This is a genomic window from Bradyrhizobium erythrophlei, assembly GCF_900129425.1.
GTDB classification, from domain to species: domain Bacteria; phylum Pseudomonadota; class Alphaproteobacteria; order Rhizobiales; family Xanthobacteraceae; genus Bradyrhizobium; species Bradyrhizobium erythrophlei_C.
The window spans coordinates 7,928,540-7,955,031 of sequence record NZ_LT670817.1 but is presented as its reverse complement, the minus strand read 5'-3'; the positions used below and the strand labels follow the sequence as shown (position 1 = coordinate 7,955,031).

Sequence of the window (26,492 nt, the reverse complement as noted above, 5' to 3'; positions counted from 1 at the left end):
CTTGCGCTCAGTTCTTGGAGTCAGCTTTGTTGCCAAGGTCTGCAAGTTGTGGAAATTCCACCACCGCCGCACCTTTTTCCATGGCCACGCTGTTCCAGTAAATTGTAAGCCAACGAAGTTTTTCATAGTGTTTGGGTTCGTATACGGAAGCGTCCAGCGCAGTTTGGATGGCGTTGCGGCAATCTGCGACCTCACTTTCAATCATTGGCGTCAGCATTACGTTTCGAACGATGCACAGAACGTCCAAAAATGGCGGGCCATCATGGTCGAACTTCAGTTGAGGATAGGCGGTGACTGTTCCTTGCAGAGCCACAAATTCCGGACTTTTACAGTCGAGATGTACCGATCTATCGACTAAAATTCGCGGATATCTCGCTATCGTGGACTCCAAGCGATACGCCTCTAACATGGCTGGGCCAAAAACGACCTTCTCCGAGTGGTGAAGTTTTCCCTTCGCAACCCCGCCTCGCGCGAAGATACCCTTTTGAAGCAGGTTAAAGCTCAACAACATCGTTGACGCTAATAGATGAAACAAACCAACCGGACTGACGTTCTCAGACAAAACGATGCAGTCGGAAAATGACTGGGCTCTAAAGTCATCTTGTTGCAAGTCATTCTGGTCCCCAAATTGCTTTCCTGCGTTGGCGATGTGCTCAAGTATGTCGATCAGCTCTTTTGCCTGAGCCGGCGAAGTCATCGACCGACGGACAATGTCGCTAAAACCCAGTATGTCGAGGAAGACAACGTACCGCTCTGAGTAGACCTCGTCAGTTTCAACCGGCATTGCCAATCATCTCTCCCCTGGCCACCATGTCGATGCCGGTTCGCTGGCACTGATCTTGTTTCGAACGAATTCACGTTGAGGATCGAACCGAATTCCGCGCGCCGCCGTCCAACCTTACTGCGGGCGCCCCGGGCCGCTCTCCCGCGGCTCACGCGACGCCGCCGGTGGTCAGACCGGCGGCTTTTTTTTTCTTTGAACGCGCGGCCGTGTGGCCGTTCTTTTTCGGTTTGGGCGCATTGCGCGGGATGTCCTCGAACATCGACGCGATCGGCACGCCGAGGACATGGCATATTGCGTACAGCCGAGCAGCGCTTATGCGGTTTTTGCCGCTCTCATATTTCTGAATTTGTTGAAAGCTGACGCCCAATTCCTGTCCGAGGTGATCCTGGGTCATACTTATCGCCTGCCTTCGGTTGCGAATTTGATCGCCGAAATGTTTATCGATCGAGTTTGCGCTTCTGGGAGACGGAGGACGCAGTTTCTTCATTGTCGCTGAGGCCTCGGCTAGGTTGAGGGGAGACAGCACGTAGTACGGAGGTCCTTGCGATGCAAGCAATCTTCGATCTACTCTGCCGGCAGTCAATTTTCTTGGAGGGGAGTGCGGCATGCCGAGTGGGACAGTGAAGTGGTTTAACGGACAAAAAGGTTACGGCTTCATCGCGCCGGACGGCGGCGGCAAGGACGTGTTCGTCCATATCTCGGCCGTCGAGAAAGCCGGCATGGACGGCCTGCCGGATGGCGCCAAGATCACCTATGACATCATCAGCGACCGCGGCAAGGAGTCGGCCGGAAACCTGCAGTTGAAGTGACGCGCATGCCAACCCTCGCCAGTTCATCGTTGAGGTGCCTTTCCACGTCCCATCGCAGGGCGCCAAGCTCGTCTCCTAGTCTCGAATCGTTCATGGGGAATTCTACTGGCCGCCCAGCTGATGCCAAGGTCAAGCTGGGCTGGCAACCCCTGCGCCGGCGCCGATCGGTCAGAAAGTGCAACCGGCAACGGTTCTCATGCGAGGGGGCTCAGGCGGAAACATAGACCAAGGCACGGGGTTTCGGCCCCGCGTCATCCAGCCCTTATGGTCATAATTGCGAGCAATGCTGGCCCGCGCAAATGGCGGTCCCCGAGTGCATAGGATCTTCGATGTCGAACGATGGAAGATTCACAGCGTTGGCCGCATCAGCGATACTGCTATCCGTCGTCGTGCTTGCACCTCTCGGCACGCGAGCTGAGGAACTGGCGCATCCGAAAACGACCGGTTATCCGGCCGCGGAAGACGTGCCGCCGAGGCCCGAGAAGCCTGCCATGACGGCCGATGAACAGTTGAAGCTAAAGAAAGAGCTGTCGGCCACGCGCGATCGTCAGGCCCCTGGCGGTAAAGCCAGAGGGGGCGCCGCGCGCGCTCAACCAAAGAAGCCCACCACGCCGGCACAGTAAAGGGCGCGGGCTCAGGTCTGGCCTAATCAAACCGGCGAGCAGAAAAATCCGATCGCGAGGGCGAACAACATTAAGCCGCCGAATGCATAAATTGCTGCGTTCAAAGTACTGGTCATTTGAAAACAACCCGGCAGGTAACGATCGGTTCCGATGGCGGAGGGCAAACGGCCCGGTCCGGGTAATGGATCTCAGGCCCAGCGGTGCTGCTGTCTTCGCATGGCGTTCAGATATTGCCTGCAGGCCCGCCGATAAAACGCGCTGACGATGAATGCCCACATGATCGACCCCCGTTGCTTGATCGAAAGCCATTGGTAGCTGGTGTTCATTTCCGGACGGCTTCGCAAGGGCGAGAAAATGGTTTCGTCAGCGCCCCGGAATTGTTTCGTGAGGAGACCGGCCTAACCCCGCCGCGGCTGCCCACTGCTGGCAAGCCCTGCGCTGGCGCCGATCTCGGAGGCCGCAGCGGCCAGACGCACCGGTGGGCTTCCCCGAGTGTGGAGGGGCCTACAGCCGCCGCCGTCGCGAGCAAGCGTGCGCAGGGCAGCGCGTCACCGCTTCGAAAAAGGAAATTGCCGCTCATGCAGGCGCGACAGTCGCCTTACGTTCAGTTTCCGTACGGCGTCACCGGCCTTGGCTGCTGTTGCATTGGCCCCAACAAACCCGCCAGGGGGTCCTGCCGCACAAGGTTCTGCATTTCCTGCCGCGGGATGTAGCCCGGCACGGTGTTGTGGGCGAGCATATCGTTCGGCCCGACATAGCGGCCGGACAAGCTTGCATCAGGATCGGGATTGGGCGCACGCGGGTTGGACGCGGAAAAATAGCTGTTGCCGGGTGTGTTGGGGTCCCGGTCACGAAGGTCCGAAACATACGCCGGTATCTCTTTGGCGAGTCCGCCTACGGCGCCAGTCCAGGGGAGAAGAGTGCCGGTCGGATCTTGCCAAAGATGTTTGGTCGTTCTCGACATGATGAGCGCGGCTCGGCGAAGAGCATCGGCGATGGGCGTGCCCGGAGGGGAGAGTTCATTCTCTTCGCCGTAATCCGGAGCATTGTGCGTGAAAAAGCCAGCCATGTCGAAATACGCCTTTGGTTGCTGCGATCATTTATTTTAGCGCAGGGGATGGTGCGTTCACCGTTTGATAACGTAGTTCATCACGATCGTTGGCTGTAAACTCGGCGTCAGCTGCCCTCCTGTGTTGTTGGACGTGACCGGCACGGCGCCGATTGCCAATGTGCCTGTAGAATTGACAGCCGATATGGTTCCCAATGTCCCTGTCAGCTGTCCGTTGACGCCTCCGCCAGCGTTGGACGATCCTATGCCAGCAGCGTTCCGCACGATGTCGCTGACCGTCGAAAACGACACTCAGCGCGATCGACGCCAGGTTGGACGACGTGATGCCGGTCGGCAGTTGCAGCAAGGTCAGCGCCCGACTGAGGACGCCACCCTTCTGACCCAAGGTCTGCGCGTCGAGCACCGGCGAGAAGCGCGCAGCGGATGAAACGGTCGCGGTCGCGTTCGCTGTCATGTGAATGGCGGTACCAACGATGGAGTCGATCGTGGTCCCGACAGGAACTTTCGGGTGCGACACGTACATGCCGACGAAAATGCCGGTCGCAGAGGTCACCGATGCGGACCGCTGCCGCTGTCGGACAGCGCCCCGAAGCGGACATTAGCTAGCTGAAAGAAGGCTTAGCTCGCTCGAGCGCCGTAGCGCGCGGCTCCTTTTTGAGCGCGAACTGTGCCGCGAGGGCCAGTCCGAATGCCACGCAGAACGTTGTGCCGGCAGCAATGAAGCGCAGTTTGCTTGTTTCCCAGGTGGCGCCCGCTGGGGCAGTCAACGACAGCAAGGGTGGAAGAAGCAAAAACAGTGACGTTGCCGCGAAGCCGAAGCAATTCAACAGTCGCCATGCTACCGTTCCAACGGAACTGTCGATGTCCGGCAAATCAGAACAACTCTGTCTGTCGAGATAGTAAGAGATATAAACTGTGACGAGCGCAGGTCCCAAACCCCACCGCAGCATACGGTAGTAGAGACTTACAAAAGGCATTTGCTGCAAATCACCCTGTCCGAAATAGTGGACGGCCACCGTCAGGCCACACGGGCCCACGACCACTGCTACCAGGAATGTCCAACAATAGGTGGTGAGGTGCGACGGAATTGAATCGCCTGTCAATGAACTAACTGCAAATCGAAGCAGAAGGACTACAACGATCGCCAACCCATAGTTGCAAAGAGAATACATGACCCACGCCAGCGAGCGATTGGGATCCTGTGCCAGAACGAGACCCTTGCCCTGAAGCACGTCGTAGGCAACCGCCGAGACGATCACGCCGATATAGACAGAGCCGATTAGCACGACGATATACACAATCCAGTACCGCATGGGATTATCATAGATTGGAGCGTCAACTTCGATTCCAAACTTGCCGGCCTCATTGCGCAGGTCCGCTCTGGAGCCATTACGGTAGATCAAGTAGCACGCAACGAGCCGGGCAAACCGGCTGAAAAGGTCCCTGATGGATTGAGTGATTTGTGATGCTGCGAGGCCAGCCGGTGCACCGGATTTCCATTGACTCATTGTCAGCGACGCCTGCTGAAACTCATCCATAAGCTTCTCGAAGCCGAAGCTTTCCTCAGTGAAGAAGGTTGCGTCATCTCCAGCGTCGTGGCCTTGCGTCAGCCACCACTTCATGTAGCAGATTTCTGCCCACATCCGATCCGGCGTATTGGAGTCCTTGCGGAAGTCTTGCTCTACCACTTCCGGCGAGTTCGCGATTACTTTTGGAAGCGCATCCTGCGGTATGCGGAGCGCAAAACGGATTTGCGCTATGATTTGCTTGGCAAGTTGGGGAACGCTGATCCAACTCTGGATCGCGTCCCGCATCATCAGGAGGACGTTCCACTGAGCCTCTTTCGTAAGGAGGTACAAATAGACGGCACCCATTGCGGCGATGACGACCAAATAGGGCGCGGACTGGTCTTTGGCTGCCTGTAGGACGCTTTCGGGAATTGCCGGAAGCAGCGGAGCCAAGGCGATGACGTCTCGGTTCTCATGAACAAGAAGAAGGAAGAAGCCACACGAGAATAGGACAAAGGCGAAACTTCCCAACCGGTATTGCTGCCGGCTCGTCATGTATCTCGGAAACGTCGGGACTTCGGCAATGGTGACGGCGCGGCCGAACGCTTGCCAGGCCAATCGGCCTGCCACGACCAGGCCCAGCAAAGTGATCGTCCAGTGCGCCAACGAGGGAAGTATTTCGGGCAAGGCGCCACTGCCTTGATCCGTGAGGGCTTGGGTTGGAACGAAAACGGCAGCGATGATTCCCAAGACGATGCACAACATTTCCGAAACTCCCTCTTGAGTGAGATAGTTCGAAACAGGCCGCTCTATGTGGATCTCGAAGCACACGATAAAACTAAAACGGGATCGCGTGTGTGAAACACCTCACATCCTATGGGAGTTTTTCGTTTCGCAACATTGGCTGCGGCGCTGCGTAGGGCGGTCTCGGCGGTGGGCGTGCACCGGTTTCCGCAACTGGCAGTTTTCAGACATGCCAGGGCTCTCGAATAATATCCGCTCATCGGGGCAAATCAGACTTCAACCCGACGAGTCGACATCGCCAGGTAGCCATAGACCAAGTGAGGGCCGCCGCTCGCTCATCGGCAAAAATTATCGGTCAGCGGCGCAACTCGCCACGCCATGCTGATCCAACTTCCGATACGGCCAGCAGCAGGACGTTGAAACTTCGAACGACGGCGGATCGCACCAGACGCCAGATGCCATACCCAGCAGCGAAATATAGAATGCCGAAGGATAGGGCGACGTCCCAACCTTGAAATCCGAATGCGAACAATCTGTCTAGTGCGGCGCAAGCGGCGCCAATCAATGAGGCGACACCGGCCAGGTACCAGAGCGTCGCATTTCGCTCGTATGCCCAACAAAAGTACCAAATGAAACCGGTCACCAGGCACACGGTAGTCACGGCCAGTAGGAAGTAGGCGATCCAAACTCCAAGGGGGTGGTAGCTTTCGGCGTGGATCAAAAGCCAAATCGCGAAAGTCCCTTCAAGAGCGCAGCCTAGGCCGTATCGCAAGTGGAACATGGCGTCTTTGTTGCTGAAATCCCGGTTCATTTCTGCACCCCTGCTGTGGTTGTAGCTGATCCCGAAGATGACCTGAACGCGAGGCTTTGTCTCGCGTTGCTCGGCCAAAGTGACGAAATACTTTCGAGGCAGGGTTGTTCGCGCGCCTCAACGATGTGGCGCTTGGCGGTTTTGGTGTTCGACCCACACCGCGAAGCTGGCCAGGATGTTCGGGATCCGCGTTTCCAGTGCGGCGTCCACCTCATCGGCCCAGCGTCTTTCGATGCCGCCGGGAAGTTTCGCCTCAAGCTGGCAAATCAGGCACCCGGTGAGGTTCGTCCGGGTGGGTGACGTCGCCCGGATCGGCCCCGTCATCTCTGCGGAAATCGAAAGCGTGGCGCGGTGTCCTCGGTGACCGACCGCGACGTTGCTGTCATCTCGATCGCGGTCGAGAGCCATGCCGAAGCCTTCTCGCTCGAGCGTCAATAGAAGCGTGTTGAAGATGCGGAGCCGGCGCAATCTAGCTGGGTGTCGCAAGTGCGGTCGGTGGAGGAAGTGGAGCGGGTTGATCGCGGGATCGCCTCCGCGGGCGTCGTCGGCCAGCCAATCGGCGACTATCGGGTGCTTGCGGGCGAGCGAGCGCGGCAGTTTCGCCGAGCGCCAGGCTTCGTGTGCCGTGTCCCACATCCGGTCGTAGAATTGGGGATCCATCGTGGTGACCCTGAATCTCAAAAAATCGTGCACTAGCGGAGGCGGCTTACGGAGGATTCTCCCTGAGCGCGCGGGGGGTAGCCGGGGGGCGACCTGGCTGGGGCGGTGCCCGCGCGCGACGGAAATTCCTTTCCTGGGCACTGGTCCGCGCGCCACTCAGCTCGCGCGACCAGCTGCACCGAGCACCGCCTATAGTGGCGCCGACACGCCGCGCAAGCCGTGCGCTTCCGTCGGTAGCCTAGGATAGGCGCAAGCAATGCAATCAATTCAAACGCTTGCGTGAGCTGTGGCGCGTTATCGGCGCTACAACTCCGATTCATGCGTCGATTTGTCCCCGCGGTCACATCTCCCGAACGACGCGCTGCACTACGCTTGTGCCGATTCCCAACGTGCGACCAATCTTGAGCATGCCAGCGCCCTTCGCGTGGAGGCCTCATGCGCTTCTCAACAGCCGGTGCCGTACGCGGGCGGCCGAGCACCGTCCCTTTGTCCCTGGCCCGCGCTAGCCCGGAGTTGACTCTTTCCCGAATGATCCCCCGTTCGAACTCGGCAAAGACGCCGAGCATCTGAAACATGGCGCGGCCGGCGGTGGTCGACGTGTCCATGCCCTGCTGATGGAGGAAGAGGTCGACGCCCTTGTCTCGCAGCGCCTGGCTGTTCCCGTATGCGGCGACGGTGTGGCGGGGAGCGGCCGGCGGCGCCATCTGCTCGAAAATAATTTTGTAGGGTTTTCTGCGATCCCAACCAATTGGAAACGGGCTTGTTTCGTGATTTGTAGAGATTGAAAACTCTCAGTTTTCACCAATAATATCAATGGCTTAGTTGACACGGGCGAAATGAGCGCATTCTGCGCGCCTGGGCCGAAAACCCAAATCGGTAAGCACGCGTTTTCAAATTTGAATCCCGGTGGCAGTGACACGTCCAAGACGAAAGTCCAAAGGCGCTGCGGGCCGTGTGCGGGTCTTTTCGCACCGGGATCATTCGTCCAATCCCGCCCGAAAGCGGAAAGGCACACCCATGACAAACATAATTCCGTTCGTTCCGAGAATTGTCGAGAGAGCAGAGGAAGAGATGCCGCGGCCAATCAAAATTGACTGGGCCAACTTTGAGCCGGTGTTCAGCATCAAACAGATCGAGGCCGGCGGTTTTGCCGACATCGAAGGCTTGGTGCCAATGGAAATCGCTCTCCTGATGCTGGAGAGGATCCAATCTTATAAGACGAAGCGCGCCACGGCCTCACAGGCCAAACGGAAGACCGGCAAGAAAAAGCGCACCATATAAGCTAAAACAGACATTCTTCCCGCGCCATGTGGCGCGGGATCGCGTGTAGCCGGTCGGACTTTCGAGATGAAACCAGCCGCGATTTTGGCCGCACTCGGCATAACAATGTTGATTTACAACGTGCCACATCTTTGGCGCGACGATGGGTCCGCCAGTGGCTACGGCCACGGTGCCTTCTTCGGCATCTTGTTTGTGTTCGGCGCCTTGTGGCGCGCATTCGCGCAAGAGGACAAATAACAGTCGCGCCGCCGCGTTAATCAGCGCGTTTCGCTCGGGAAAACTGCTTTGACCCGCAACCCCAATTCCGTCAGCCGATAGAGGTGCTGCGGTTCGGGTTCAGCGCCAGCCAGGATCTGCCAGGGGTCGAGCTTGCCACGGAACGCGGGTTAACGGCTTTTTCGATCCAACGGCGCCGGAGCAACACTTGGTGGACCTTGCCGCGTGCGCTCCGATCGACGCCGGCCATCCTCGCGATATCGCCCATTCCGAACCAAGCACCAGGCTGCATAGCCTGCAACATGCGATCCGCGATCGATCGGCCGGGCAGGGGACGGTATCGGCTGCATTCCCGTGTCCTGGCTTGCGAGCGTTCCACAGCGGCTTTCTGTTTGTCTGCTCGTATCCGCCGCTTGGCGGACACTGACGCCTCAATGTCGTACCACGGGCGAGTGTCACCCTTCTTGGTGACCATATGCGGCTTGATGCGGCGCGCATGACGTAAACCCTCTGCAGCAGGTTCGCTTGAGTGGCCAATCCATCAAAAGTCGGAGGTCTGCAGAGTATTTAGGATTTTGAAGCGGAAAAATTTGCTCCTGCGCGGGGGATTTTTTCAATTGTTTTTATCGGGCGAGAATCTGGAGGTGCCATCTGTCGGTCCTGCATTGGCTCTTACTGGAAGATGTCCTCCAGCATCTCCATCGAAGTCCCCATATTGGCCGCAAGCTGGAAGACGTCGCACGCTCAGTCTCATCGTCGAAATGGCGTGCCCAAGAGTCTAAGACCCGGCCAGCTTCGGAGATCTAAAACAGGCGGAACCACCCAAAACGGGGTGTGGGGTGGAGGCGCTTGCATAAGTTCGTGGCGGAGAGGGAGGGATTCGAACGCCTCATCCTACAGTTCAAGTCTGGGGATTTTGGATAATTCCCTTAGGAGGGCGTCAATGGGAACCTCTCCGTACGAGTCTCCATCAGATCGGGCGCTATGACCGGTTATGGCATCTAGAATGTCCGGAGCTAGTGCAAATTTCCGGCCCAAAGTCTTAATGCGATGGCGCCACGAATGGCTCGGCGAAAGTCGCGTGTCTGTTAGACCAAGTTGGCGAACGAACCGACCGATGACTTTCGTGCCATTTCCGCCGCGCTTACCAAACTTGTCCGGTGACAGCGCCGCAAAGAGCGGTCCTGACTTAATCGTCGCCACGAATTTCAAAAAACCATTTTCAATGAGCGCGGGGTGCACAGGAATAATGCGCTCCGACCCACTCGTTTTCAACGAGCCAACTTCAGGATCGAGTTTCATGCACCAGATATCTTCGATCTGAAGGACGTCCTCTGCTCGCAACTGGCAAATCTCAGAAACTCGAGCCCCGGAGTATGCCCCGATCCAAGGCACCCATCTCCGGACAGGATCTTTCTCAGCTAACGCGGCTCCGAGGATCGCTGCCGCTAGCTTTGCCGACTAGCGCGATTGAGTTCACAAAATACGAACCCTTGCAGGTCGCGCTCGACTTCAAAGTCTACGCTCGCTTCAATGCAGCTTCAAAATTCTTCGCAAAATCGGTGGGAGCTGTGAACACTACAGACCGCCAAGGCGGGCCTGCCTTCCTTCGTTCTCTGTTCTGAGGGATGTCATCATCAGGTCCTCGCCGCGCTGCGCACGGTACGGCGCCGCGCGGGCGCCGCGCCGATGCACTGAGGCGCGTTCGGTATCGACGCGCTGACTGTCTTCAATGGCAACGACGCGTAGTATTTTTTGACGCTCTCGAAATCGACGAGCGTCCGCGAGCCTGATCGCTTGGCGATCAACACGCCATCGGTGATCAGGTTATAAATCTGGCGTTTCGTCAGAGACAGCGAGGCACCGGCAGCCACCGGCGACATAGCAAACGGTTCAATGGATTTGACTTCTAGCAGGGGCATAGAGCCCTCCAAAAACTGGAGAACCCATGCCTCACACGTGCTTTGGCTGTTGATCCCGTGCCGAGGGGGCGGCATCTCGGGCAGCGTCTACAGTCTTGATCGCCAGCCCTTCCGGGCCCGGCCAAGAGGCGCTTAAAACAAGGCGCTTTTTCCGGTAGCGAGATTGCAGAACTGAATGTTGCTTAGCACGGACGAGCCGATTTTTCAACCCGTTACCTTGCTATTCCCTGCCATGCCCGGATGAGAGATGTAGGTAACAGCGTAGGTAACTAGCGGAATTTATTAACGAAATCAGTGACTAGGACAGGCGGACCCAGCCGCAGCGGCGATAGCCGCCGTAATAGTAACCGTCGTTGCTGGCGGCGATCGCGCTGCCGACCACGGCTGCGCCAATCAGGCCGGCTCCGATGCCCCAGCCGAGGCCCCTGGCTTCGGCCTGGGTGGTGGTGGACGCGATGCTGCCGGTGACGGCAAGTGCGGCGAGCGCGAGCGCGGCAATTCTCGACTTGATCGACATCAGAAACTCCATCCGGTTGAGCGCGGGTCCGTTATGGTCCGCATGCCCAGTTGGACGGAGCCTCTTCGAATCCGGTTCGAGCGGCGTTCTATTAATTCTGGGTAACGATAGTTGTTCAGCTATTACAGACGGTTATGGGAGTGCCGTCAGTTTTTGGGGCCGGGCGCGAGCGTTTCCGGATCGAATCGATCGACGTCGGCGAGCAATTCACAGAATGCGCGCGCGCCGTGCTCGATCAGGATTTCGCCTTTCCCCGCGGTGGCGAGCGTAGCATCGCCGGCGGCGCCGCTCGGGTGCAGGTCCTGGGCCTGCCAGGCGAACGGCGCCGGCCGGTGCGCGGAAAGCCAGCGATAATCCTTTTCCATCGCGATCCCGGCCGGACGAAAATCGGCGATCGCGTCACCGCGCACCTGCTGCTTGTATCGCGCCAGCATGATCGAGGTCTCGACCGCGCCGCCATGCACGCCATGACGCACTTCTTCCGTCGGAAACAATCCATCCGGGGCACCAAAGCGAGACCATCCGGTGGTCACCGCGAGCAGTCCATATTTCGCGCGCAGATCCTGCGCGACAAGGGTCATGGCCGCACTGTTGCCGCCATGGCTGGTGACCATGACCAGCTTTTTGAGCCCGGCGCGCGCGACGCATTCACCGAGCGCCATCCATGTTTTCAGCGCAATCTCGGTCGGCAGGGTCAGCGTCCCCGGATAATCGATGTGCTCGGTGGAAATCCCCACGGGCTGCAGCGGCAGGAACGTCGCCGGAATGGCGTCGGGTAAAAGTTCGCGCACCCGCGCCAGATAGGCCTGCGCGATCATGACGTCGGTGCCGACAGGCAAATGCGGACCGTGCTGCTCGGTCGCCGCCAGCGGCAACACCGCGATCCATCGCGCCGCCGCCCCGGATATGTCGGGCCAGTGAATGTCGGTCCAATCGCGGGGAGGAACAATTGAAGTCATCGCGCGAAGTGTTTCCCGGGGTGGACTTGCAAGGCCATTTGAATGCATTACGAGGGCGGTAACCAACGTCCCGTGCTTCCTATCATGGGCCAGAACGATCGACGGAGTCCAATCATGAACCCGGCCCTTTTGCCGCGAGCGTTAACGGCCGCTTTTGTGGCTGTTCTGGTGGCGCTCTCCCCTGCGGCCGCCCAAACCACGCTGGACAAGGTCTCGTTCGGGACCAACTGGGTCCCCGAGGCCGAGCATGGCGGGTTTTTCCAGGCCCTGGCCGACGGCACCTACAAGAATTACGGGCTCGACGTCACCATCGTGCCGGGTGGCCCCAACGACAACAACCGCATACTGCTGATTGCCGGCAAGCTCGACTTCTTCATGGCCGCGAACACGCTGATGTCGTTCGACGCGGTCGCCAACAACGTGCCGCTGGTGACGGTCGCCGCCATCTTCCAGAAGGATCCGCAGGTTTTCCTGACCCATCCGGAATCCAAGGTCACGAAACTCGAAGACCTCAAGCCGCTGACGCTGTTGGTGTCCAAGGAAGGGATTACCAGCTACTTTCAATGGCTGAAGTCCGAATATGGATTCAGCGAGGACAAAGTCAGGCCCTACACATTCAACCCGCAGCCGTTTCTGGTGAACAAGCAGAGCGCGATGCAGGGCTATGTCTCCTCGGAGCCGTTCGCGGTCGAAAAATCCGGCGGATTCAAACCGGGCATCATCCTGCTGGCGGACTATGGCTTGAACAGCTACTCGACCTTGATCGAGACCCGTCGTGACCTCATCGACAAGAAGCCGGACCTGGTGCAGCGTTTCGTCGACGCCTCGATCATCGGCTGGTATCATTATTTGTACGGCGACAACGCGGCTGGTAACGCCCTGATCAAGAAGCTCAATCCGGAGATGACCGACGAGCTGCTGGCCTACTCGGTGGCCGCGATGAAGGAATACGGCATTGTCGATTCCGGCGACTCCCTGCACGACGGCATCGGCGCCATGAGCGACGTCCGGGTGACGAGCTTCTTCGACAAGATGGTGCGGGCCGGCGTGGTGCGCCCGGATATCGACTTCCGCAAATCCTACACGCTTCGCTTCATCAACAAGGGTGTCGGTCTCGATCTGCGGCCGAAGAATTAGGACGCAGGCCGATGGTCGAGACCGCAGCCTTGTCCGAGATCGAATCCCGCACGGCCGGCCTCGCGGTGAGCCTGCGCGGGGTCACCAAGGTCTATGACAGCGGCGTCATGGCGCTGGGGCCGTTCGACCTCGACGTCGGCAAAGGCGAATTCGTGTCGCTGCTCGGCGCATCGGGGTGCGGAAAATCGACGGCGTTGCGGCTGATCGCAGGCCTCAGCGCGCCGACCTCGGGCACGGTCAGTGTTTCAAATCGTGCCGGTCCGCCACGCGCCGGGCATGCCATCGGCTTCGTGTTCCAGGAGCCGACGCTGATGCCATGGACCAGTGTGCGCGAGAATGTGCGGTTGCCGCTCAAACTGGCGCGCGCACCGGCCGCCGAAGCGAACGCCCGCGTCGATCAGGCGTTGACGCAGGTGGGACTTGCCGAATTCGCCGACGCTTATCCCCGCGAATTGTCCGGCGGCATGAAGATGCGGGTGTCGCTGGCGCGCGCACTGGTGACCGACCCGGATATCCTGTTGATGGATGAGCCGTTCGCAGCCCTCGACGAGATCACCCGTTTCCGGCTCAACAACGATCTGCTGGCGCTGTGGCGCAATTTGCGCAAGACCGTCATCTTCGTCACCCATTCGGTGTTCGAGTCGGTGTATCTGTCGCAGCGGGTGGTGGTGATGACATCGCGGCCCGGCCGCTTCAGCGCCGAGATTCGCATCGACACGCCGGAGCCGCGCGGCGAGGAGTTTCGCACCTCCGCCGAATATGCCGGCTATTGCCGCCAGGTTTCGCACGCGCTGGCGCCGTCCTGTCCAGGGCAGTCCGGCTCATGAACTCCCTGCAGACACCGCCATTGTCCGCCGCGCAGGCTGCCCCGGACAGCCGCACGCTGCGCCTTGTCCGGATCCTGCTGCCCATCGTCGTGCTCGCGGCCGGCATCGTGGTGTGGGATCTGGTGGTGCGGCTGAACAATATCCCGCCCTATGTCCTGCCCGGCCCAGGCGCGGTGTTCCAGACGCTGATTGCGGACTGGCCGGTGTTGTCGCAATCGCTTTTGACCACGCTGAAGACCACGTTCGAAGGCTTCGTGGCCGCCGGCGTCGGCGGCGTCGCCCTGGCGCTGTTGTTCAATCAATCGAAATGGCTGGAATATTCACTGTTTCCCTATGCCGTCATCCTGCAGGTCACGCCGGTGATCGCGATCGCGCCGCTGCTGTTGATCTATCTGCCGCAGCAGACCGCGGTGATCGTCTGCGCCTGGATCGTCGGATTCTTTCCGGTGCTGTCCAACACCACGCTCGGGCTGAATTCGGTGGATCGCAATCTGGCCGGCCTGTTTCAGCTTTACGGCGCGTCGCGGCTGCAGACCCTGGTCTATCTCAAGGTGCCCGCGGCATTGCCGTTCATGCTCGGCGGATTGCGGATCGCGGGCGGGTTGTCGCTGATCGGGGCGGTGGTCGCCGAAATCGCGGCGGGCTCCGCCGGCGCCGGTTCCGGCCTCGCCTATCGAATCGCCGAATCCGGCTATCGTCTCAACATTCCCCGGATGTTCGCAGCCTTGCTGTTGCTCTCGGCCGCCGGGATTGTCATTTATGGGCTGCTGGCGCTAACCTCGCATCTGCTGTTGCGGCGCTGGCACGAGAGCGCGCTTGGAAAGGAAAACTGATGGCTGGCGGGAATATTTCTTCGGAGAAGATCGATTTGCTGATCTATGGGCCGAGCAAGCCGATCGTCGACAACGGCTTTTCCGACCAGTTCGTGCTGCATTCGTTCGAAACCGTTGCCGACCTCGAGCGGTTGACGCCGGCGGCCGCGGAAAAAATCCGCGGCGCCGCGATTACCTACAATTCGGTGGGCGGCGACAGCAAGACGCTGGCGCGTTTCCCGAAACTCGAGATCGTCTCCTCGTTCGGCGTCGGCTACGATCACGTCGACGCCAATTATGCCCGCGACCACAATATCGTCGTCACCAATACCCCTGACGTCCTGACCGAAGAGGTCGCCGATATCGCCATGGGCCTTCTGATCGCGACCCTGCGCGAGTTCATCAAGGCCGACCGCTACCTGCGTTCCGGCCTGTGGACGACACAGAATTTTCCCCTGAGCGTCGGTTCGCTCAGGGATCGCAAAATCGGGATGGTGGGCATGGGCCGGATCGGCCAGGCGATCGGGCGCCGGCTCGAGGCGTCGCGCGTTCCCGTGGTCTATCACTCGCGCAACCCGGCGCCCGGGGTGTCGTACAGGCATTATCCCGATCTGATCGAGATGGCGAAGGCGGTCGATACGCTGATTCTCATCCTCCCGGGCGGCGCTTCGACCGCGAAGATGATCAACACCGACGTCATGAAGGCGCTCGGGCCGCGCGGCGTGATCATCAACGTGGCGCGCGGTTCGGTGATCGACGAGCCGGCGCTGATCGCGGCGCTGAAGTCGGGGACGATCCTGGCCGCGGGGCTCGACGTGTTCGCCAACGAACCGGCGGTGCCGGAGGAATTGCGCGCCATGCAGAACGTGGTGCTGCTTCCGCACATCGGCTCGGCGTCGGTGGTGACGCGCAACGCCATGGATCAACTGGTGGTCGACAATCTCAAGACCTGGTTCGCCGGCAAGGGTCCGCTGACGCCGGTTGCAGAAACCCCGGCAAAGGGTCGCTGATGAGAGGGCGTCCTTCCATTGCGCTTGCGGCACTGTTGGCGTGGGTCGCCTGCGGATCGGCGGCGCGGGCGCAGGACGCCGCCACCTTGAAGAAAGAGATGATCGGCCAGTGGGAGCTCTCGACCACCGAACGCAGCAAGACCTGCGTGGTCACGCTGAAGAGCGATTCCACGCCGCAGGGGTTGAAGCTTGAACTCGAGCCCGGCTGTCCGGCGGCGCTGCCGTTCACCAAGGACATCACGGCCTGGAGCATCAAGGGACTGGATATCGTCCGGCTGCAGGATGCCGCCGGCGAGTCGGTGATCGACTTCACCGAAGTCGAGACCGGGATTTTCGAGGGCCTGCGACAGGGCGAGGGCATCTATATCCTGCAGAATCTTGCCGCCGCGCGCTCGCTGGCCAAGTCGATGGATCAGATGATCGGCGACTGGGCGATGGTTCGCGGCAACGGCGAATCGATCTGCGGCCTGACCCTGACCAACACCGAGGCGAGCCAGGATAATTTCCAGGTATTTCTCAAGCCGAAATGCGACCCGGCGATAGCGGCGTTCGCGCCGACGCAGTGGCGGCTCGATCACGGGCAGATCCTGCTGATGTCGGCCAGCGGCGAAACCTGGCAGTTCGAGGCCGACGACAACGCGCAGTGGCGGCGGGTGCCCGACAGCACCGATCCGCTGATCCTGCTGCGGCAATAATTCCTCACAACATCCTTGCCCGTCAATTTCGGCGGGCGTTCGGCCTCCTCCCGTGGGCGCTGGTGAGAGCCGCAAGTCGCGCGCCGAGCGGCTGAATGGCCTTGTTGGCGCCGCGATCCCGTCCAATCGTTGCGGGTGCGAGGCCCGCACGGGATGCCAAAAGTCTGTGCGCTTCGAGAGATGTACCTCCGCGGGGGCGCGTGCCGAGGAGATGATCCATGCCAGACATGCCGCTGAACCTCGCCGAGATTGAAGAACGCATCGCTGCCATCAGAGAAAACCTCCTCGAATTGGAGGAGCAGGCAGCGGCCTATTCCGGCGCCGCGGACGAGGAATTGAACGCGCAACGTATCGCCGACCAGCAGGCGCAACTCGAACTCCTGACCCGACAGCGCGATGAACTGACCAAACCAGGGTTAACTGCAGCGAGGAGCAAAGTAATGAAAAGCGTAAAGCCGCATATGCAGGTGATCGGAGCGGACGGCGTTCACATCGGAACCGTCGATCGCGTGGAAAACGGCAGGATCAAACTGACAAAAGCCGACAGCGGCGAAGGGCACCACAAAGGCCACCATCATTTCATCGAACTGGGGCTGGTCGCGGACGTGGAAGGACAGAACGTGCGGCTGTCGGCGAATGCCGACGTAGCCGTTACCCTGGAAGAGGAACATTCCGGCAAGACCACCTGAACCGGTTGGCCACCTCGGCCATCGGCGCGGCGAAACAGACCGTTCTTTTCGCAACCGTATTCGATATGCTGAGCAGCCTTTGCGGTCGCGCCGGCTGGCTCGCGCGGGCGTTGTTTGGGAGAGGGGCCCAACGGCAGGCAGGCCGGACATTGTAGTCACTTTTTTTCAACATCCATGTCGATCCGCCGCCGGCTGGATCGTCGATTCCATGAGCGAGACAGTCCCGCGGGCTTGGCGCCGGCGGCTCGCCCCAGAAGGACCCAGCAGATGCGCTTTATGTATATCGTCGTACCCGCCCATCCCGGACCGCCGACACCCGAACTCATCGAGGCCGTGCACAAGCTCGCCGACCGCGAGATCAAGGCCGGCCGCATGCTCGACAGCGGCGGGCTGATGCCGCGCGCCACCGGCGCCCAGGTGCGCATCATGGACGGGAAACTCAGCGTCGTCGACGGTCCGTTCGTGGAGGCCAAGGAGGTGATCGGGGGCTACGCGATCTTCGAACTTCGGGACAAGGAGGAGGCCGTGGCCGCGGCGGTCGAGTTCATGCAGCTCCACAGGGATCACATGCCGGGCTGGGATGGGACGTGCGAGGTTCGCGCGCTCGCCGGCCCTTGAGGTGAGGACCCCGCCTACGCAGTCGGCGGCGATGACGGCCGCCGACATCGATCGCACGATCCTCGCGGTCTGGCGCATCGAGCAGCCGCGGCTGATCACAGGCCTTTCAAGGATGCTGCGCGACGTGCCGCTGGCCGAGGATCTGACGCAGGAAGCGCTGTTGGCCGCCCTCGAGCATTGGCCCGCGACAGGCGTTCCGGAAAAGCCCGGCGCATGGCTGATGGCGACCGCCAAGCGTCGGGCTCTCGATCATCTGCGCCGCGGCCGGATGCTCGCGCGCAATCACGCGATGATCGTTCGGGACATGGAGCAGGAGCAGCAGGCCATGCCCGATCCGGACGCAGCGCTCGACGACGACATCGGCGATGAGCTGCTTCGGCTGATCTTCACCGCCTGTCATCCGCTGCTTTCGCGCGAGGCCCGCGTGGCGCTTGCGCTGCGGATGATCTGCGGCCTGACCACCGAGGAGATCGCACGGGCGTTCCTGGTGCCGGACCCGACGATTGCCCAGCGTATCGTGCGCGCCAAGCGCACGCTTTCGGAATCTGGGCTGGCTTATGAGCCCCCGCGCGCGCGAGAACTCTCGGAGCGGCTCGCCTCCGTGCTGGAGGTCGTCTACCTCATATTCAACGAAGGCTATACCGCGGCGCGCGGCAGCGACTGGCTGCGTCCGCAACTCTGCAACGAAGCGCTTCGGATCGGCCGCGTGCTTACCTCGATCGCGCCGCACGAGCCCGAGGCCCACGGCCTGCTCGCCTTGATGGAGCTGAACGCTTCGCGCACGGCGGCGCGCACCGACGCGACGGGCGAGCCGATCCTGATGCTGGAGCAGAACCGCGCATTGTGGGACCAGCTCCAGATCCGGCGTGGATTTCAGGTGCTGGGGCGGGCGCGCGAACTCGGTGGCGCGGGCGGTTTCTACGCGCTGCAGGCGGCGATTGTCGCCTGTCATGCTCAAGCCGGCACGGCGGATGCCACCGACTGGCCGCGCATAGCAGCCCTTTACGCGGAGCTCGCGAACCTCGTGCGCTCGCCGATCATTGAACTCAACCGCGCGGTTGCCGTCGGCATGGCCGAGGGTCCGGAAGCAGCACTGGCGATCGTCGAGCGCCTAGCGCACGAGCCAGCGCTTGAAAATTATCACCTGCTGGGAAGCGTTCGGGGCGACCTGCTGCAAAAGCTAGGTCGTGACGAGGAGGCCCGCGCCGCGTTCGAAGCGGCGGCGGCGCTGGCGGGCAACCAGCGCGAACGGGATTTGCTGAGGCGGCGTGCGGCGGGGTCCTCTTGATGCCTTCCGCGCCTTCGTCGGATTGGCTTCACGGACGGGCGACGACATCGTCGACAACCACGGCGGCCTCTCTGCAATTACTGATTGAAAATCCAGTAATATCAATGACGCCGTGACGCAGCCTCATCGTATTATCCTGAAGCGACCTTCATTCGGCCTCGTTTTCTCGCCGAGCTAGACGGGCGGGGACTGATAATATTTATTTGGCCTGCAACTCGTCCCGGGCATGCTGGCCGAAGTCTTCATGCAGACCGGCAGCCGGACCATGATGAACTATTTGCCGAAGCCTATCACGGAGCAAATCAATCGCGCGTTTGTCGAGCAGTAGCCGGTCAGTGGACGAGCCGCCATTGAGAAACCCGATGACCCGCAAAGCCGGTTGCGGCGCGCGCAAGGATAGAGCGGGATGTCCTGAGGTTGATTCGATTTTGGATTCCTGATCGGATCGACGCTCCGAACGTCTGGCGAACTTGGCTGCGTGGCAGCGCAGGGAGACAGGCCATGCCGAAACCGGAGATCATCGGTTCTGTGCGCTCGACCTACACCCGCGTGGTGCGGATGGTCTGCGAGGAGAAGGCCATCGAATATGTGCTGACGGAGACGATGCTGGGCGCGCCGGAGATCCTCGCCATTCATCCGTTCGGCAAAATGCCGGTGCTGCGCCACGGCGATGTCGCGCTCTGCGAATCCAAGGCCATCGCCACCTATCTCGATCGCGTTTTCCCGGGCCCGGATCTGTTCCCGTCCGATCCGCGTCTCGCCGCGCTCACCGAACAGTGGGTCTCGCTCGTCAACACGGTGGTGGATCGCACCATGATCCGGACCTATCTGCTCGCCTATGCCTTCCCCAGGACGGCCGACGGCAAGCCCGACCGGAAGGCGATCGACGCGGCGACGCCGGCGTTGCGCCAGCAGATCGGGGTTCTCGACCAGGCGGTCGCCGCGACCGGTTATCTCGTCGGCGATCGCTTCACCTTCGCCGACATCAACCTGCTGCCGATCCTGTTTCAGGTCCGGCAACTCCCGGAAGGCGCGGAGGCGCTCGCCGCAGCTCACCACCTCGCCGGCTATTACGACCGGCACGCGGCGCGGCCGAGCTTCAAGCGGACCATCCCGCCGCCCGGCCCACCGGGCCGGGCCAGGCCGAAATAGCGCTCGCGGATCTACCGCCTCGTGGTTCGAGACCCGCGAAGTCCAATGTCTCTTGAGAGTCACAGGCGGCGATCGCAGGCATCAATGTTTTGCTTACCCATTGACGTTCCCCGGACGCTGCGCAGCGTGTAAGCGGTGCGCAGCTGATCCGGGGTCCTTTTTTTTACAGCGCCGAATGGCTCCCGGCTCTGCGGTGCATCGTGAAGGACGCTGCACCGCGTCCGGGACACGGGAGCCGGCGTTCAATGCCGGCTACGCTCTGATATTCGTGCGTCCTGCCGCGGCGGGCGCAATGCCGCAGCCCCTTTTCCGATGCCGATGATGTCCAACGCTCAGGCGGAGGATGCGGGGAGAGCTGGAAGCGGTTCACTCGCGGTGACCCGGCGCGCTGCGTAGTGCCGCGCGAGCGACGCGCAGACCATGAGCTGGATCTGGTGGAACAACATCAACGGGATGACAACGAGCCCCACGTGCCCGGCGAACAACAAGGTTGCGATCGGCAGGCCGCTGGCGAGGCTTTTCTTTGATCCGCAGAAAACGATGGTGATTTCATCGGCACGCGAAAAGCCGAACTGCCTGCTCGCAAAGGTCAGGATCGCCATCACGGCCGCGAGCAGCGCGACATCGACGAGCGCGACCTTGAACAGATCTTGCGCATCGATCTGATGCCAGATGCCATCCACGACGCCGTGGCTGAAAGCCGAGTAGACGATGAGCAGGATCGAGCCGTAATCCACGCTCTTGAGCGCGCGCGGATGGCGCGTGAGATAGGCGCCGATCCACGGCCGCAACAGCTGACCGGCGACGAAGGGCAGCAGAAGCTGCATCACGATGGCAAGAACCGAGCGCGCAGAGATGTCGAGGCCGTGGCGGGTGAGCAGGAAACCGGCGATCAGGGGAGTAAGGAAAACGCCGAGCAGATTCGAGGCGGAAGCGCTGCACAGTGCCGCCGGCACGTTGCCGCCTGCCACCGACGTGAAAGCGATCGAGGCCTGCACCGTCGAGGGCAGCGCGGTGAGCAGGATCAGCCCGGCCCAGAGTGGCCCGGGGAGGAAACCTGGGGCCAGGAAGCGCGCGGAAATTCCGAGCAACGGAAACAGCGCGAACGTGCTCAGGAACACCATCGTGTGCAGTCGCCAGTGCCGCGCTCCAAGAAGCGCGACTTCGGGCGAAAGCTTCGCCCCGTGCATGAAAAACAACAGCGCGATGGCGGCATCCGTTAGCCAGCCGACGGCCAATGCCGCATCGCCGCGGGCCGGCATCACGGTGGCGAAAGCAACAGTCAGCAAGATGGCCGCGAGGAACCCATCGATGCGTGACCAGATGGAGCGGACCAAAGTAATTCAAGCCTCGTTTGCAAGCCTCGTTTGCAGGTGATCGTCCCTTGATATCAGTGCACGTTTGTCATTGTGAATACCGCACACAGCTATTAGTGTAATCGGATATCATGATGATAGAGCCATGCTGGATCCCGTCCTGCTTCAGACTTTCCTGGCGATTGCCCAGACCCGGAGTTTCACCAGGGCTGCCGAGCGGCTCGGCTTGCGCCAGTCGACGGTCAGCCAGCACATCCGAAGGCTTGAGCACGAGGCCGGACGCCGGCTTTTCGTCCGCGATACCCATTCGGTAACAATGACGGCCGACGGCGAAGCCATGATCGAGTTCGCTCGGGGCATTCTGGCCGCGAACGAACGGGCGGAGCGCTATTTCGCGGGCTCCGAACTGCGCGGCCGGCTGCGGTTCGGCGCGTCGGAGGATTTTGTGACATCGCTTTTGCCGGAAGTGTTGCGGGAGTTTGTTCGCACACATCCACTCGTCGAATTCGAGCTCACGGTTGGCCTGAGCGGTGAGCTCAACGAGAAGCTTGAGCGCGGAGAGCTTGACCTCGTCTGCGGCAAACGTCGTCCGGGAGAGGATCGCGGGCGCGTTGTCTGGCGCGATCGGTTAGCTTGGGTGTCCGGCGATCTGCCACGCCTCGATCCATCAGCGCCGGTACCGCTGATCCTCTATTCACCGCCCAGCATCACCCGCGACATCGTTCTCGCCGCGCTTGAGCGTTGCGCTCGTCCCTGGCGCATCGTGTGCACAAGCGGCAGCTTGAGCGGGTTGCGAGCCGCGGCGCTCGCCGGACTCGGCATCACGGTTTTCACTGGAGACCTGATCCCGACGGGCCTTGTCGAACTCCCGAGCGGTCACGGTCTGCCAGATCTCGGCACCGTCGAATTCGTTCTGCTCGGCACGGGCAAAACCTTAAGCGGACCCGCCGCCGAACTCGCGGAGGCCATTCTGGCAAGCGGCATACGGATGTAGCTGGCTGGAAGCTTGCGGCTAACGCATTTTCCAGTTGTATCGAACCACAATCAGGCACCCAACGGGCCTGATGGTTCGAGACGCGCGGCGTTGCCGCGCTCCTCACCATGAGGGTCTCAGACCTCATCCTGAGGAGCATCGCGAAGCGATGCGTCTCGAAGGATGATGCCACCGAACCGGAAAGCGCCCTAGATCTCAGCGATCACGATCGCCCGGCATGTGGAATCTTGGCGCCCCAATACTCCGAGCAGGGTCTCTCCATCAAAGGACCGGGCGAATCGCTCATGGCAGATTCTCTCGCTCAGAACATTCCGTTCGGGTTGGCGCGCGGAATGTTCGGCGCGATCAAAGGTGCCGAGTTTTTCGGGTCGCCGACGATCTGCAAGGTGTCCCAATGTTCGATTGCCTTGCCGTCGGCGTCCATCTTGTAGATGTCGACGCCGGCGATCCCGGTATCCTCCGGGTCGTCATTGAAGAGATTCAGAAAGTTTACGTGAGCCCATACATAGTCGCCGACCGCGATGATGCGGTGGACGACGACGCGGGCCCGGGCGCGTTCCCGCGTGATCTGGGCGAAGAATTTCCCTAGCGCGATCGAACCGTCTGCGATCAGCGGGTTGTGCTGGATGTAAGCGGGGCTTACGAATTTGGCCGTGCCCTCTTCCGATTTCTTCGTGTTGATCATCAGATCGTAGAGGGCGAGGACGTTGTTCTTGTTGCGAACGGCGCGGCCATCGTTGGTGTCAATGACTTCGATCATGGCTGGCTCCTTTTGTAAGATGGGTGATTATCAGGTGGACTTAACTCAGGCCGACGAGCTGAAGGCGCAACGCATCTTGCTCCGCGTCTGATTTCTCTCGAACGACACGGAGCATCTCTCCGGCGTCTGCTCCCACCGGCGCTCGGCTCGGCGCGGGGACTTGCTCGGCCAGTTCGATCACCCTCCGGGCGGCGGCGGCCGAGTCGAGCCCGCTGTTCTGCATGCCGTTAAGGGCGGCTGCGAACGAGCCGAAGGTTTTTCCATATAGCTCGCGTTGTTCGGGCGTCATTCCGTCGGCCACCCGCTTGAGGGCTGCAGCCGTTTTCGCCGGGCCGCCGGTTTTCATGTTGCCTGCCGCTGCCACCACGACGTCGATTCCGAACCGCTTCAGCTCGGCGCGGTAGACCGTCGCAAATACCTCCATCGCGGCTTTCGATGCGCCCGACGGTCCATTGAATGGGAGCGGCACGCTAGCGGTCCAAGTGCTGACCTGAACGATGCGACCGCGCGCCTTCCTCAGCGCCGGCAGAAATGCATTCATGACCGACAGGGCACCGAACACGTTGACGTCAAATTCACGCCGGATAGCGTCGAGCGGAAGAACCTCGATCGGTCCCGGGGTCAGAATGCCGGCATTGTTGATCAAAATATCGAGGCCGGAATCGCCGAGGGCGTCGGACACGCCGGCCGCCCAGGCTTTCACGGACTCTTCCTTGGTCATGTCACAGACAGTCAGGCTGACACGTCCTCCGGAAGCGTCTTTCAGGTCCTGGACTTCCACGGCTGACATGGCCGTGCCGAAAACCACGTAACCCTTGGCCGCGAGGCCGAGCGCGATATCGCGGCCGAGGCCCCCGCCGGCACCGGTGACTGCAGCCGAGCGGCCGGGATGTCGTTTTGTTGATGGCATGAGAATCTCCCTTGGTTCCGATTGATGGACAAGCTATCGTCGCAAAAAGCGACGCGATAGCCTTACAAATTGCCCATCTGTGTCGCGAAATGCGGAACACTGGCGATGGATACCGAAGATCTGCGGACCTTTGTCGATGTGGCCGATGCTGGCGGGGTATCATCGGCTGCCCGCCGCCTTGGCGTCTCGAAGTCGATCGTCAGTCGGCGGTTATTCCGATTGGAAGCCGAACTCGGCGTCCAGCTTCTCGCGCGGACGACACGCGGTGCCGCGCTGACGGAGGCCGGCGTCACGTTTCGCGAGCACGCCGCTCGCGTCTGCGCCGAAATCGACATCGCGCTTGAAACGATCATGCCTGCTGGCGAACTGCGCGGTCGTCTCCGTATCGCAGCGCCGCTATCCTTGGGACCGACGCATTTGGCGCCGGTGTTTGCAGAAATGGCTCGGCGCCACCCGCTGCTCCACGTCCAGGCGAGCTACAGCGATCGCTTCGTGGATATCATTGGGGAGGGTTTCGATTGTGCGATACGTGTCGGCTATCTCAACGACTCGAACTTGATCGCACGTCGTGTCGGGCCGGTTTCTGGAACGCTCGTCGCAAGCCCGGACTATGTCAGGGAGCACGGGACTCCCGGGACGCCGGACGAACTCCTTACCCATCAGGCGCTCATGCAGGGAACGGAAACCTGGCAATTTATTGATGGCGACAAGACAATTTCCATTCATCCGCAGGGGCGGTTCAAAGCGGACAACGGTAGCGCACTCGCGGCTGCTGCGGTGGCGGGGCTCGGCATCGCTTGGCTTCCGGATCATCTCATCAAAGGCTATCTGGATTCCGGCGCCCTTGTTCAGGTTATGCCGCGCTATCGTGTTCCGACGGCCGGCATGTTCGTTGTCCGGCCTCCTGGTCAACACTCCACACGGAAAGTCCGAGTTCTTACTGAATTGCTGATTGAGCATTTCGGATAGTTGGCGCGCACTCGAACGCTGGGGGGCGGTGCGTCGCTGCGGATGTTCCGTGGGAGAGTGCCATAATTGAGCCTTCGCATTGGACGGTTCATTCAATCAGGCTCCTGATGCCTCAACGGCCCAGGCAGATATCGCTAGGCACTCGCTCGAACCGGTTGCCATCGCAGTTGCCCATGTCCCTTCAGATCAGCCGCAGCCCCTTCATGCTCGCATGGCCGTTCTTGCCGACGATGAGGTGGTCGTGCACGGAGATGCCGAGCGGCGTGGCGATGTCGATGATCGCGCGGGTCATCTGGATGTCGGCCTGCGACGGCGTCGGATCGCCGGAGGGGTGATTGTGCACCAGGATCACGGCGGTGGCGGATAATTCAAGCGCGCGCTTGATCACCTCGCGCGGATAGACCGGCGTGTGGTCGACGGTGCCGGTCTGCTGCACCTCGTCCGAGATCAGCTGGTTGCGCTTGTCGAGAAACAGGATGCGAAACTGCTCCTTGTCGGCGAACGCCATGCTGGTCCGGCAATAATCGATCACGTCATTCCATGACGACAGCATGGTGCGCTGCTGCAACTGGCCCTTGGCGATCCGGCTGGCGGCTGCCGCGATCAGCTTGAGTTGGGTAATCGTGACGTCACCGACGCCGTCGACTTCGCGAAGGCGCGTCGCCGGCGCGTGAATGACCTCGGCGAACGAGCCGAATTTCTTGAGCAACGATTTGGCCAGCGGCTTCATGTCGCGCCGGGGCTGCGACGTGAACAGCACCATTTCCAGCAACTCGTAATCGCTCAAGGCGTCGGGCCCGGCGCCATGAAAGCGCTCGCGCAGCCGCATCCGATGGCCGTGATAATGCGGCTTCTCTGCAGACGTGTCTTGCGTATCGCTGGTATCCGCGGCCATCGGCGGTAGCACCGTTCGGAGAACGGCTAACCATGCCGTGCCGGCCAACTTTTGCAACCGTGAATTGCCGGATGACGACACCGGCGGCCGGGGCAGGCGCGGATTTTTCGCACCTCGCCGCTCAGCGGCAACGGGGTTGGGATCGTTAGTTTCTGTTTTTCAGAAATTAGGGCTTGACGCCAGACCCCAAATCACCTGAGGACTCCGTCATTCCGGGAGACTCCGTCATTCCGGGATGGTGCGTTAGCACCAGACCTCAGATGTGCCATTGCACATCGGGGAATCTCGAGATTCCGGGTTCGATGCTTTCGCATCGCCCCGGAATGACGGGGGCTGCGTTGGCGCTTCCCTTCAAGGCGCCGGTCATCCGGCTCCGCTGCCTTTCGGACCTATTTCTTATTTTCCGAAATTATTCTTGACGCCAGACCCAAATCACTTCTATATCCCCCGCCATCCTGTTCCACTCAGAGGGGCGTTTCGCGAACGTCACGGACGCGGGGCGGGGGGCGGTGGACGC

The 26,492-nt window shown here is 60.8% G+C and carries 30 protein-coding genes and 1 tRNA gene; 15 read left to right on the top strand and 16 right to left on the bottom strand.

All coding sequences use genetic code 11. From position 1 onward, the window contains the following. Positions 1-7: 7 nt before the first annotated feature. Together B5527_RS37825 and B5527_RS37820 are read right to left on the bottom strand one after the other, a co-directional pair. Positions 8-790 (bottom strand): hypothetical protein, encoded by a 783-nt coding sequence (locus tag B5527_RS37825; protein ID WP_154072748.1) that lies wholly within the window; start codon positions 788-790, stop codon positions 8-10. Positions 791-932: 142 nt separating this feature from the next. Beyond that, positions 933-1,271 carry a helix-turn-helix domain-containing protein gene (locus B5527_RS37820; protein WP_172842788.1) on the bottom strand — a complete coding sequence of 113 codons (339 nt, stop codon included), beginning with the start codon at positions 1,269-1,271 and terminating at the stop codon, positions 933-935. Between the two features lie 118 nt (positions 1,272-1,389). On the opposite strand from B5527_RS37820, the gene B5527_RS37815 reads away from it, so the two are divergent. Beyond that, positions 1,390-1,593: a cold-shock protein gene (locus B5527_RS37815; protein ID WP_079606019.1), complete on the top strand. Its 204-nt coding sequence runs from the start codon at positions 1,390-1,392 to the stop codon at positions 1,591-1,593. 356 nt (positions 1,594-1,949) lie between these two features. Then, on the top strand, positions 1,950-2,216 hold the full coding sequence (locus B5527_RS37810; RefSeq protein WP_154072747.1) for a hypothetical protein: 267 nt from the start codon (positions 1,950-1,952) through the stop codon (positions 2,214-2,216). Positions 2,217-2,820: 604 nt separating this feature from the next. On the opposite strand, the gene B5527_RS37805 is transcribed toward B5527_RS37810, so the two are convergent. From B5527_RS37805 to B5527_RS37780, 6 genes are all read right to left on the bottom strand, one after another. Beyond that, positions 2,821-3,285, bottom strand: a complete 465-nt coding sequence (locus tag B5527_RS37805) for a hypothetical protein (protein ID WP_079606017.1) — start codon at positions 3,283-3,285, stop codon at positions 2,821-2,823. Between the two features lie 31 nt (positions 3,286-3,316). Next, complete coding sequence (locus B5527_RS45590; RefSeq protein ID WP_172842787.1) at positions 3,317-3,838, bottom strand: hypothetical protein; 522 nt, start codon at positions 3,836-3,838, stop codon at positions 3,317-3,319. 49 nt (positions 3,839-3,887) lie between these two features. Continuing rightward, positions 3,888-5,558 carry a hypothetical protein gene (locus B5527_RS37795; RefSeq protein ID WP_079606014.1) on the bottom strand — a complete coding sequence of 557 codons (1,671 nt, stop codon included), beginning with the start codon at positions 5,556-5,558 and terminating at the stop codon, positions 3,888-3,890. Between the two features lie 334 nt (positions 5,559-5,892). Beyond that, the gene (locus tag B5527_RS37790) at positions 5,893-6,348 is read right to left on the bottom strand and encodes a hypothetical protein (RefSeq protein ID WP_154072745.1); all 456 of its coding nucleotides are present in this window, start codon (positions 6,346-6,348) and stop codon (positions 5,893-5,895) included. 117 nt (positions 6,349-6,465) lie between these two features. Next, the gene (locus B5527_RS37785; RefSeq protein WP_079606012.1) at positions 6,466-7,008 is read right to left on the bottom strand and encodes a hypothetical protein; all 543 of its coding nucleotides are present in this window, start codon (positions 7,006-7,008) and stop codon (positions 6,466-6,468) included. Positions 7,009-7,040: 32 nt separating this feature from the next. Beyond that, positions 7,041-7,613, bottom strand: a complete 573-nt coding sequence (locus B5527_RS37780; RefSeq protein ID WP_245332789.1) for a recombinase family protein — start codon at positions 7,611-7,613, stop codon at positions 7,041-7,043. Positions 7,614-8,079: 466 nt separating this feature from the next. On the opposite strand from B5527_RS37780, the gene B5527_RS37775 reads away from it, so the two are divergent. Together B5527_RS37775 and B5527_RS44950 are read left to right on the top strand one after the other, a co-directional pair. Next, positions 8,080-8,289, top strand: a complete 210-nt coding sequence (locus B5527_RS37775; protein ID WP_079606010.1) for a hypothetical protein — start codon at positions 8,080-8,082, stop codon at positions 8,287-8,289. A 66-nt stretch (positions 8,290-8,355) separates the two neighbouring features. Then, complete coding sequence (locus B5527_RS44950) at positions 8,356-8,526, top strand: hypothetical protein (protein ID WP_154072744.1); 171 nt, start codon at positions 8,356-8,358, stop codon at positions 8,524-8,526. 841 nt (positions 8,527-9,367) lie between these two features. On the opposite strand, the gene B5527_RS44945 is transcribed toward B5527_RS44950, so the two are convergent. The 4 genes from B5527_RS44945 to B5527_RS37755 all read right to left on the bottom strand — a co-directional run bounded on the left by B5527_RS44945 (position 9,368) and on the right by B5527_RS37755 (position 11,903). Then, positions 9,368-9,462 (bottom strand) — tRNA-OTHER (locus B5527_RS44945). Positions 9,463-10,142: 680 nt separating this feature from the next. Then, positions 10,143-10,427 (bottom strand): hypothetical protein, encoded by a 285-nt coding sequence (locus B5527_RS37765; protein ID WP_154072743.1) that lies wholly within the window; start codon positions 10,425-10,427, stop codon positions 10,143-10,145. A gap of 298 nt (positions 10,428-10,725) precedes the next feature. Beyond that, entirely contained in the window at positions 10,726-10,944 is a 219-nt protein-coding gene (locus tag B5527_RS37760) for a hypothetical protein (protein ID WP_079607814.1), read from the bottom strand. Between the two features lie 146 nt (positions 10,945-11,090). After that, on the bottom strand, positions 11,091-11,903 hold the full coding sequence (locus B5527_RS37755) for a creatininase family protein (RefSeq protein WP_079606007.1): 813 nt from the start codon (positions 11,901-11,903) through the stop codon (positions 11,091-11,093). A 114-nt stretch (positions 11,904-12,017) separates the two neighbouring features. Between B5527_RS37755 and B5527_RS37750 the strand changes: the two genes are divergently transcribed. The 9 genes from B5527_RS37750 (at position 12,018) to B5527_RS37710 (ending at position 20,131) form a co-directional block, all read left to right on the top strand. Next, complete coding sequence (locus B5527_RS37750) at positions 12,018-13,040, top strand: ABC transporter substrate-binding protein (RefSeq protein ID WP_079606006.1); 1,023 nt, start codon at positions 12,018-12,020, stop codon at positions 13,038-13,040. 11 nt (positions 13,041-13,051) lie between these two features. Further along, positions 13,052-13,867, top strand: coding sequence for an ABC transporter ATP-binding protein (locus B5527_RS37745; RefSeq protein WP_079606005.1), 816 nt, complete (start codon positions 13,052-13,054; stop codon positions 13,865-13,867). Next, positions 13,864-14,700 carry an ABC transporter permease gene (locus B5527_RS37740; RefSeq protein ID WP_079606004.1) on the top strand — a complete coding sequence of 279 codons (837 nt, stop codon included), beginning with the start codon at positions 13,864-13,866 and terminating at the stop codon, positions 14,698-14,700. Before B5527_RS37745 ends, B5527_RS37740 begins: the two co-directional genes overlap by 4 nt. Beyond that, entirely contained in the window at positions 14,700-15,689 is a 990-nt protein-coding gene (locus tag B5527_RS37735) for a 2-hydroxyacid dehydrogenase (RefSeq protein ID WP_079606003.1), read from the top strand. The genes B5527_RS37740 and B5527_RS37735 overlap by 1 nt, the downstream gene beginning before the upstream one ends. Next, positions 15,689-16,384, top strand: a complete 696-nt coding sequence (locus B5527_RS37730) for an AprI/Inh family metalloprotease inhibitor (RefSeq protein ID WP_079606002.1) — start codon at positions 15,689-15,691, stop codon at positions 16,382-16,384. The genes B5527_RS37735 and B5527_RS37730 overlap by 1 nt, the downstream gene beginning before the upstream one ends. Before the next feature lie 440 nt (positions 16,385-16,824). Beyond that, positions 16,825-17,073, top strand: coding sequence for a DUF2171 domain-containing protein (locus B5527_RS37725; protein ID WP_079607813.1), 249 nt, complete (start codon positions 16,825-16,827; stop codon positions 17,071-17,073). Positions 17,074-17,340: 267 nt separating this feature from the next. Continuing rightward, complete coding sequence (locus B5527_RS37720) at positions 17,341-17,691, top strand: YciI family protein (RefSeq protein WP_079607812.1); 351 nt, start codon at positions 17,341-17,343, stop codon at positions 17,689-17,691. Between the two features lie 31 nt (positions 17,692-17,722). Continuing rightward, the gene (locus B5527_RS37715) at positions 17,723-18,979 is read left to right on the top strand and encodes an RNA polymerase sigma factor (protein ID WP_079607811.1); all 1,257 of its coding nucleotides are present in this window, start codon (positions 17,723-17,725) and stop codon (positions 18,977-18,979) included. A gap of 501 nt (positions 18,980-19,480) precedes the next feature. After that, positions 19,481-20,131, top strand: coding sequence for a glutathione S-transferase family protein (locus B5527_RS37710; RefSeq protein ID WP_079606001.1), 651 nt, complete (start codon positions 19,481-19,483; stop codon positions 20,129-20,131). A gap of 332 nt (positions 20,132-20,463) precedes the next feature. On the opposite strand, the gene B5527_RS37705 is transcribed toward B5527_RS37710, so the two are convergent. Continuing rightward, a complete protein-coding gene (locus tag B5527_RS37705) occupies positions 20,464-21,468 on the bottom strand; it encodes a bile acid:sodium symporter family protein (RefSeq protein WP_079606000.1) in 1,005 nt (334 codons plus the stop codon). A gap of 124 nt (positions 21,469-21,592) precedes the next feature. Here B5527_RS37705 and B5527_RS37700 point away from each other — a divergent pair, with 124 nt between their 5' ends. Further along, positions 21,593-22,441: a LysR family transcriptional regulator gene (locus tag B5527_RS37700; RefSeq protein ID WP_079605999.1), complete on the top strand. Its 849-nt coding sequence runs from the start codon at positions 21,593-21,595 to the stop codon at positions 22,439-22,441. Positions 22,442-22,742: 301 nt separating this feature from the next. Here B5527_RS37700 and B5527_RS37695 read toward each other — a convergent pair whose 3' ends face one another. Together B5527_RS37695 and B5527_RS37690 are read right to left on the bottom strand one after the other, a co-directional pair. After that, complete coding sequence (locus tag B5527_RS37695) at positions 22,743-23,201, bottom strand: nuclear transport factor 2 family protein (protein ID WP_079605998.1); 459 nt, start codon at positions 23,199-23,201, stop codon at positions 22,743-22,745. A gap of 40 nt (positions 23,202-23,241) precedes the next feature. Next, a complete protein-coding gene (locus B5527_RS37690) occupies positions 23,242-24,111 on the bottom strand; it encodes an SDR family NAD(P)-dependent oxidoreductase (protein ID WP_079605997.1) in 870 nt (289 codons plus the stop codon). Between the two features lie 105 nt (positions 24,112-24,216). Between B5527_RS37690 and B5527_RS37685 the strand changes: the two genes are divergently transcribed. Then, the gene (locus B5527_RS37685) at positions 24,217-25,080 is read left to right on the top strand and encodes a LysR family transcriptional regulator (RefSeq protein WP_079605996.1); all 864 of its coding nucleotides are present in this window, start codon (positions 24,217-24,219) and stop codon (positions 25,078-25,080) included. Between the two features lie 181 nt (positions 25,081-25,261). Here the strand turns inward: B5527_RS37685 and radC are convergent, their stop codons facing one another. Continuing rightward, positions 25,262-25,975 (bottom strand): RadC family protein, encoded by a 714-nt coding sequence (gene radC / locus B5527_RS37680; protein ID WP_079605995.1) that lies wholly within the window; start codon positions 25,973-25,975, stop codon positions 25,262-25,264. Positions 25,976-26,492: the final 517 nt, after the last annotated feature.